We start from the raw sequence: 3,004 nt of genomic DNA, 5'->3' as shown, positions 1-3,004 counted from the left end.
CCCCTCCGGCCCCCGTGTTTATCAGGCGGTCAGACCTTCTGGTTCTGGGAGTTTGTTTGCGCGGCAGCAGGCGGTGAGGGTGTTGGCCAGCAGGCAGGCGATGGTCATGGGGCCGACGCCGCCGGGGACGGGGGTGATGGCGCCGGCGCGTTCAGCGGCGCTGGCATAGTCGACGTCGCCGACCAGCTTGGTCTTGCCATCCCGCTCGATGCGGTTGATGCCCACGTCGATCACGGTGGCGCCTTCCTTGATCCAGTCGCCAGGCACCATCTCGGGGCGGCCGACAGCGGCCACGACGATATCGGCGCGGCGGACCACATCCGGCAGATCTTTGGTGCGCGAATGCGCGATGGTCACGGTGCAGCTGTCCCCCAGCAGCAGCTGCGCCATCGGCTTGCCCACGATGTTCGAGCGACCGATGACAACCGCATCCATGCCCGACAGCGACCCGTGGTGATCGCGCAGCATCATCAGGCAGCCCAGCGGGGTGCAGGGCACCATCGATTTCTGACCGGTGCCCAAAAGGCCCACGTTCGAGATATGGAAACCGTCCACATCCTTGGCCGGATCGATCGAATTGATCACCAGATCCTCGTTCAGGTGCTTGGGCAGCGGCAACTGGACCAGAATGCCATGCACCGCCGGGTCGGTGTTCAGTTTGTCGATCAGCGCCAGCAGCTCTGCCTCCGAGGTCTCCGCATCCAGCTTGTGCTCATACGAGTTCATGCCGACCTCGACGGTCATCTTGCCTTTCGAGCGGACATAGACCTGGCTGGCCGGATCCTCGCCCACCAGAACCACGGCCAGGCCGGGGGTGATGCCGTTTTCCTCTTTCAGCTTTGCAACCTGATCGGCCACCTGCGCGCGCACTTTGGCGGCAAAGGCCTTCCCGTCGATAACCTGCGCTACCATCCTTTGGTCCCTTCTTTCAAAACCCAAACGGGCGCAGAACGCGCCCGGTCTTTACTCGGGGCCGAGCACACGTTCCTCACGTGCAATCGACCAGTCAATCAGAATGCGCCAGAGCGTTTCGGACAAATCGGGGTCCATCCCCGCCGCCTGCGAACTGGCGCGCACCTTTTGCACCACATCCTCGACCCGGTCCGGGATGCGGGCGGGCAGGCCCTCGCCCGGCTTCAGCTCAGACGCGCGGTCGATATAGCTTGCGCGCCTCACCAGCATCCCGATCAGCTGGCGGTCCAGCCTGTCGATCTGAACCCGCAGATCCCGCATCGAATGGCAGTCCTGCGGCGGTGTCAGAGTGGGCATCATCGTCTCCTCATGGCCCGGGGGTCCCGGACCACGAGATGTCTTATTCAGCGGCTTAGAACAAGCCCTCGATCTCACCTGCGTCATTGAGGCAGATGGTTTCCGCGGCCGGTTTGCGGGGCAGGCCCGGCATGGTCATGATCTCACCGCAGACAACCACGATAAAGCCCGCGCCCGCGCTCAGGCGGACTTCACGCACCGGCACCGAATGGCCGGTGGGCGCGCCCCGCAAGCTCGGGTCGGTCGAGAAGCTGTACTGGGTTTTCGCCATGCAGACCGGCAGGTTGCCATACCCCGCAGCTTCCCATTCTTTCAGCTGCGTGCGGATCTTGTTGTCGGCCAGAACCTCGTCGGCGCGGTAGATGCGCTTGGCGATGGTTTCGATCTTCTCAAACAGCGGCATCTCGTCGGGGTAGATCGGCGCGAAGTTCGCAGACCCCCCTTCGACGATTTCCACAACCTTGCGGGCCAGATCGGCAGAGCCTTCCGAGCCCAGTTCCCAGTGGCGCGACAGAACCGCCTCGACCCCGTGAGAGGAACAATAATCCTTCACCGCCTGAACCTCGGCATCGGTGTCGGTGACAAAGTGGTTGATGGCGACAACAACCGGCACACCGAACGACTTCACGTTCTCGATATGGCGGCCCAGGTTGGCGCAGCCCGCCTTGACCGCATCGACATTCTCGGCGCCCAGATCGGCCTTGGCGACACCGCCATTCATCTTCATCGCCCGCACGGTGGCAACCAGAACCACGGCAGAGGGCGCAATGCCCGCCTTGCGGCACTTGATGTTCATGAACTTCTCGGCACCCAGATCGGCGCCAAAGCCCGCCTCGGTCACCACATAGTCAGCCACTTTCAGCGCGGTCCTGGTGGCAATGACCGAGTTGCAGCCATGCGCGATGTTGGCGAACGGGCCGCCATGGACAAAGGCCGGGTTGTTTTCCAGCGTCTGCACCAGGTTCGGCTGCATCGCGTCTTTCAGCAGAACGGTCATCGCACCTTCGGCCTTGATGTCGCGGCAGTAGACCGGGGTCTTGTCGCGGCGATAGGCCACGATGATGTCACCCAGACGCTTTTCCAGATCCTTCAAGTCGTTGGCCAGACACAGGATCGCCATGACCTCGGACGCCACAGTGATGTCAAAACCTGTTTCGCGCGGGAACCCGTTCGACACGCCGCCCAGGCTGGCAGTAATCTGGCGCAGGGCGCGGTCGTTCATGTCAACCACACGACGCCATGCGACCCGGCGGGTGTCGATCTCGCATTCATTGCCCCAGTAGATGTGGTTGTCGATCATCGCCGACAGCAGCGAATGGGCCGAGGTGATCGCGTGGAAATCGCCGGTGAAGTGCAGGTTCATCTCTTCCATCGGAACAACCTGCGCATAGCCGCCACCCGCAGCGCCGCCCTTCATGCCGAAGTTCGGACCCAGCGAGGCCTCGCGGATACAGATCATCGCATTCTTGCCGATCCGGTTCAGACCGTCACCCAGACCAACCGTTGTGGTCGTCTTGCCTTCACCCGCAGGCGTCGGGTTGATCGCCGTCACCAGCACCAGCTTGCCGTCCTCACGACCCTGCACCGAGTTGATGAACTCCTGGCTCACCTTCGCCTTGTCATGCCCATACGGCAAAAGATCATCACTGGATATTCCAAGCTTCGCGCCGATCTCCTGGATCGGCTTCTTATTCGCTTCACGCGCAATTTCGATGTCGGATTTATAGCTCATTGG

General features: G+C 62.2%; 3 protein-coding genes. All 3 read right to left on the bottom strand.

Features of this window, described 5'->3' with window-relative positions; translation table 11 throughout:
- Window positions 1-21: 21 nt before the first annotated feature.
- From folD to ACR0DS_RS20215, 3 genes are read right to left on the bottom strand one after another with little or no spacing between them, the layout of a single operon-like run.
- Window positions 22-912: a bifunctional methylenetetrahydrofolate dehydrogenase/methenyltetrahydrofolate cyclohydrolase FolD gene (folD, locus tag ACR0DS_RS20225; RefSeq protein ID WP_209505538.1), complete on the bottom strand. Its 891-nt coding sequence runs from the start codon at window positions 910-912 to the stop codon at window positions 22-24.
- Window positions 913-963: 51 nt separating this feature from the next.
- Window positions 964-1,269 (bottom strand): chorismate mutase, encoded by a 306-nt coding sequence (locus tag ACR0DS_RS20220; RefSeq protein WP_480473724.1) that lies wholly within the window; start codon window positions 1,267-1,269, stop codon window positions 964-966.
- A 55-nt stretch (window positions 1,270-1,324) separates the two neighbouring features.
- A complete protein-coding gene (locus ACR0DS_RS20215; protein ID WP_480540092.1) occupies window positions 1,325-3,001 on the bottom strand; it encodes a formate--tetrahydrofolate ligase in 1,677 nt (558 codons plus the stop codon).
- Window positions 3,002-3,004: the final 3 nt, after the last annotated feature.

Source organism: Ruegeria sp. AF5 (assembly GCF_056541905.1).
Note: the sequence above shows the minus strand (reverse complement) of the source record. Positions and strands in the feature narration are given on the sequence as shown.

Bases quoted from the DNA above. Each gene is read 5' to 3' on its own strand.
- folD (WP_209505538.1), bottom strand. From the start codon at position 912: ATGGTAGCGCAGGTTATCGACGGGAAGGCCTTTGCCGCCAAAGTGCGC.
- ACR0DS_RS20220 (WP_480473724.1), bottom strand. From the start codon at position 1,269: ATGCCCACTCTGACACCGCCGCAGGACTGCCATTCGATGCGGGATCTG.
- ACR0DS_RS20215 (WP_480540092.1), bottom strand. From the start codon at position 3,001: ATGAGCTATAAATCCGACATCGAAATTGCGCGTGAAGCGAATAAGAAG.